The organism is SAR202 cluster bacterium (assembly GCA_016872285.1).
Taxonomy (GTDB): domain Bacteria; phylum Chloroflexota; class Dehalococcoidia; order Lucifugimonadales.
In genome coordinates this window covers 1-4858 of the sequence record VGZZ01000077.1, presented here as the reverse complement: position 1 = coordinate 4858, position 4858 = coordinate 1, and the positions used below count along the sequence as shown (strand labels likewise).

Annotated in this window: 4 protein-coding genes; all 4 read left to right on the top strand. The window is 59.5% G+C overall.

The annotated features are described in order from the left end of the window. The first annotated feature begins 28 nt into the window (after window positions 1-28). On the top strand, window positions 29-409 hold the full coding sequence (locus FJ320_12725; protein ID MBM3926808.1) for a hypothetical protein: 381 nt from the start codon (window positions 29-31) through the stop codon (window positions 407-409). 242 nt (window positions 410-651) lie between these two features. Continuing rightward, on the top strand, window positions 652-2535 hold the full coding sequence (locus tag FJ320_12720; protein MBM3926807.1) for an ABC transporter substrate-binding protein: 1884 nt from the start codon (window positions 652-654) through the stop codon (window positions 2533-2535). Window positions 2536-2586: 51 nt separating this feature from the next. Continuing rightward, window positions 2587-4044: an amidase gene (locus FJ320_12715; GenBank protein ID MBM3926806.1), complete on the top strand. Its 1458-nt coding sequence runs from the start codon at window positions 2587-2589 to the stop codon at window positions 4042-4044. A gap of 35 nt (window positions 4045-4079) precedes the next feature. Beyond that, on the top strand, window positions 4080-4858 hold a 779-nt coding region (locus FJ320_12710; GenBank protein MBM3926805.1), incomplete at its 3' end, for an alpha/beta fold hydrolase.

The following is a 4858-nucleotide window of genomic DNA, read 5'->3' as shown; positions in this document are numbered from 1 at the left end:
CCCTATCTACTGGGAAGACCCGGGCGCTATGACAAAGCTCAAGCCAGGCGTTTACTGCAACGCCGGCGGGAAAATCACCCTGGGAACGGGAAACGTGGAGGGCATGATCACCCTCGTCGGCGCCGAGGTAAGTCTTTCTGGAAGCGATTACAACCTGACGCCGTATTGGAACGGTGTGCTGGCCTTCGCCACCAGCGGCAGCCCCAGCGCCATAGACGCCAGCGGCAGCAATGGCAGCTGGACCGGCATAATGTACGCGCCCATCGGCAAAGTTAAGATTGCGGGCTCCTCCGGCCTGTCCATAGCCAGCAGCATCATTGGCGACACCGTGGTGTTGTCAGGCAGCAACTTTTCCTTGCAAGCCGCCGCCGGCGAATTGCCGCTAACCCAAATTGCCCTAATCGAGTAGGCCGGGCCGTAAGTTGCCGCGCTGCGCCTGCCAGACCAGGCCTTGTTCCTAGGGGCGAGGTGTGTGGCGGCAGTAGAGTCGAAGACGATCGAGTGACCGAGACTCTAAAAAGGCCTCACTAATCAGTATTTACCCTTATTGACTCCGCTTGAGGCCTCTGCTTGAATCCCATCGTTCCCAAGCGGGAAATATTTGGTTTGGCTTTGGACTAGCCTGCATAAAGTCCGGACTAGGAGATGAACGTGCAACCACTCTTTGAGCGAACCAAGGGCCTGCCCCTCATAACCGCGGCCTTGATGGCCCTGGCGACCCTGTTCATATTGGCCTGCGGCGACGACGCCACGGCCACCCCGACGGCCACCACCGCCGCGGCTACCTCTACCCCCACCGCCACCACGGCGGCTCCCACGGCCACCCTGCCGCCCGGCCAGACGCCTTTGCCTACCGCCACCGCTACGGCCCGGCCAGCGGCTACCCCTACAGCCACCGCCACGGCGGCGCCAAAGGTGCCGGTGGAATCTCGCCTGAAAGTAGCTATACCGAGACCCGGCACACAGGTCACTATGGAAAACCAGGCTGGCTTTATCTTTGGAAAACTTATACCCATTTACGACCACTTAGCCGGCACCAATCCTAAGACCGGGGAATATCAGCCGGAACTGGCTAATAGCTGGTCGGTAGGCTCTGACGGCCGCACCTGGAACTTTAAGCTCCGACAGAACGTTCCCTTCTACAAAGACGGCAAAGCCACCACTACTACGATGACCGCCAAAGACGTGGTGCACTCATGGAAGGTTAACTCCGGCGAAGCCTCCACCAAAACCATCAGCATTCGCGCAGAGTTTGGCGGCAAGGTAGATTCCACCGTACATAACGATTACGACCTCTCCGTGAAGCTGGCGCAGATAAGCCTTGACCTGACCTACCTTGTGTCGGACTCGCGAGACATTGCTATCTACAGCAAGGACCACTGGGATGCTCAGGGCGGCGAAGAGGGCTACGCCAAGGACCCCATTGGCAACGGCCCGTGGACCTTTGTGCGACTGGTCTTCAACGAGCAGGCGATGCTCAAACGAGTCGAGAATCACTATCGTAAAACGCCGGACTTTCCCGAGCTCCAGTTCCTGTTTGTGAATGAGGCCGCGACCCGTATGGCCGCTCTCATGGCCAAAGAGGTCCACATGACCAGCGTTCCCAGGAGCCTTCATGGCCAGGTAAAGACCGCTGGCATGACAGTGTGGAAAAGCACCCTTCCGGGGGCTTACGTGCAGATCCGCGTGCCTTACTACAAACCCGAAAACTATATAGACCCCGCCACCGGAAAGCCTTTCCCTGGCAGCACGGCAGGTATTGGGGCTACTAAGGGCTACAATCCGGACAGCCCCTTACGCAAGGACAAAGTTAGAGAGGCCCTCAACCTGGCCATAGACCGAAATCAGATAGCCAAGACCTTCTACAATGGAGACTTGTTCCCTTCACAGGGGCTCTTCCCGCCCTGGGAGAGCTACTTTAAGGACGCATGGCTTCCTGTGGCAGGCCCTGAGGGCAAAACGGGTAAGACAGGCGGCTGGCCTTACGAGTACAACCCTACTAAAGCCAAGCAACTGCTGACCGAGGCTGGCTATCCAAACGGCTTCGAGACGACTTTATTCGTCACCGCCGGCGCAGACATTAACCTTGAAGGCCCGGATGTAGCCCTGGCAGTCCGCGACTACTGGAGCGCCATAGGCGTCAAGGCCAAGGTTGAGGTCGGTGACAACCCGGTAGTCCAGGGACATATCAGGGCTAGGTCTTTGGCCGACACTATGTACATGTCGTCTCCCGCTACTAACCCCATCACCATAGACCTGAGCTTCTATTGGTACGAGTCTGGCCGAGGATGGATTGACTACCAGGAAGTGTCCGACTTTAAGAAAGCCTACGACGCCACTACGGATGCCGCCACCAGGACGAAGATGGTCCAGGACTTTGGCGATTGGTGGGTCAAGACTCGCGTCGACATACCTATAGGTTGGGTGTTCGGCTATGCCGTGGCCAACCCGGCCTTTGTAAACGAGTACCAGGTAAACCATCTAAATATCGGCATCACGCGCTACCAGGAATATACCAAGGCTGTTTTCAAATAGGTTCCCGCCACCGCAAACTGAGGGTGGAGTCGTACTCTCCACCCTCAGTTCATTCAGGGTTTACAAGCGTACCCCATAAGGCGACGCCTCTTGAAGACTAACGATTTCATTTACCTCTCCGCAACGGAGATCTCCCGGCTTATAGCCTCGCGGCGGCTGTCGCCGGTGGAACTGACCGACGCCTACCTGCGGCGCATCGAAGAGCTGGAGCCGAGGCTGAACGCCTTCATAACCGTCCTCGGCGACCAGGCCCTGGGCGCCGCCAAGAAGGCCGAATCGCAGTTAGCCAGAGGCAGGTATCTGGGGACGATGCACGGCATTCCCGTGGCGATAAAAGACCAGTTATGGACAAAGGGTGTCCTGACCACCTCCGGCTCCAAGTTCCTAAAGGACTTCGTTCCACGGGAAGACGCTACGGTGGTGTCGCGGCTCAAGAAGGCCGGGGCGATTATTATTGGAAAGACCAACCTGAACGAGTTCGCTTTGTCCGGCGGATACAACTTCCCCTGGGGCATACCCCGAAACCCCTGGGAACTGACCCGGCTGGCAGGCGGGTCCAGCTACGGTTCCGCCTCTGCCACCGTGACCTACATGTGCGCCACGTCCATCGGCGAGGATACCCTGGGCTCCATTCGCAGCCCGTCGTCAATGTGCAGCCTCGTCGGCTTGAGGCCGACGTGGGGACTGGTGAGCCGCCACGGCCTCATCGGCTCCAGCTGGTCGCAGGACGTGGCGGGGCCGATGTCGAGGACCGTGGAGGACTGCGCGATGACCCTCCAGTCCATAGCTGGCTACGATCCTAAGGACCCGTACACCTGGGACGCGTCCGTGCCGGACTACTCTGCGTCGCTAAAAGATGGGGTAAAGGGGCTTCGAGTCGGTCTGGTGACTGAGCAAGTCTACAACGACCGGCTAAACAAAGACACCCAGAAGGGCGTGCTGGACGCTGCCGCTGTTTTCAGAAGCCTGGGCGCATCGGTCGGTGAGGTTTCCATACCCTTCATCAAGCACACCGGCGCCATCGCCACCGCCATCACCGAGGCCGACGGCGCGGCGGTCCACTACCAGCGCTTGCGGCAGCAGCCCCGAGTTTTCGACCCAAAGATGCGCCTTTATCTGCTGGCGGCTAGCCTGGTGCCTGCGAAGACCTACTATAAAGCCGTACGTTTGCGCGAGATGTGGCGCCGCGAATTCCTAGAGGTCATGAAGCGGTTTGACGTGCTTATCGGCCCCACCACGGCCACGCCCGCGCCCCTCGTCGCCAGCAGCCTCAGCCTTGGCAGCAAGGCCGCCAATAGGGCTGAGATGGCCTATGGGCGGATACTGCGCAGCCCGGTCAACCTGGCCGGCGCTGCGGCGGTGTCCGTGCCCTGCGGCTTTACGTCCAACGGACTGCCTTTTGGCCTGCAAATCATCGGCAAGCCTTTTGACGAGGCCATGATCCTGCGCATCGCCTACGCCTATGAGCAGGCCACGGACTGGCATCGACGCCGTCCCCCGATCGCGTAACCGACAATTAAATCTGGTAAATCTGGAGGACTGATATGCCTTACATGAACCTGAAAGACGCCGATATTTATTACGACCTCCAGGGCCAGGGAATGACCATGGTATTTATCCACGGCGCGGGAGGCAATCATGGTGTCTGGTGGCAGCAAATGCCCTACTTTTCTAAATGGTTCCAGGTCGTGACCATGGACATGCGAGGCTTTGGGCTGTCGAGAGAAAAAGAAGGCAGTCCGGGGGCTGCTTCTTTCACCAGCGACCTGGAGGCGCTCCTCGACCACCTGAAGGCGAAGGAAGCCATCCTGGTGGGCCAGTCCCTGGGCGGGTGGCCGGTGACAGCCCTCACCGCCAAGTCGCCGCAGAGGATTAAGGCGCTGATTCTGTCGGGCAGTACCGGCGGCATCGATGAGCCGGCCCTTCGCAAGCGAATGGTGGAGGCGGTGGCCGGCGTGGAGGGCTTGCCGATGAAGATCCGGGCGCTATCCGAGACCTTTCGCCAGAGCAACCCTGTGCGAGCTGACCTCTACCGGCAGTTCAACACCTATAACTCGCCCGATGCGCCCATCAAGCGAGGCCGCACCCTGGGGCCGACGCCGGAGCAGCTAAAGGGCCTCAAAGTCCCGGTCATATTCATCGGCGGCGAGGAAGACAAGGGCCTGCCGCCGGACGCCCTGCGGCTGGCGCATAAATGCGTGCCCGGCGCGGAGCTTCACATCCTGCCCGGCGTAGGCCACTCCGGCTATTTTGAACAGCCCGCGATATTCAACCACTTGGTGCACGCCTTCTTGAAGAAGGCTCTGGGGGCCAAGGCGCCGTT

Bases quoted from the DNA above. Each gene is read 5' to 3' on its own strand.
- FJ320_12725 (MBM3926808.1), top strand. From the start codon at position 29: ATGACAAAGCTCAAGCCAGGCGTTTACTGCAACGCCGGCGGGAAAATC.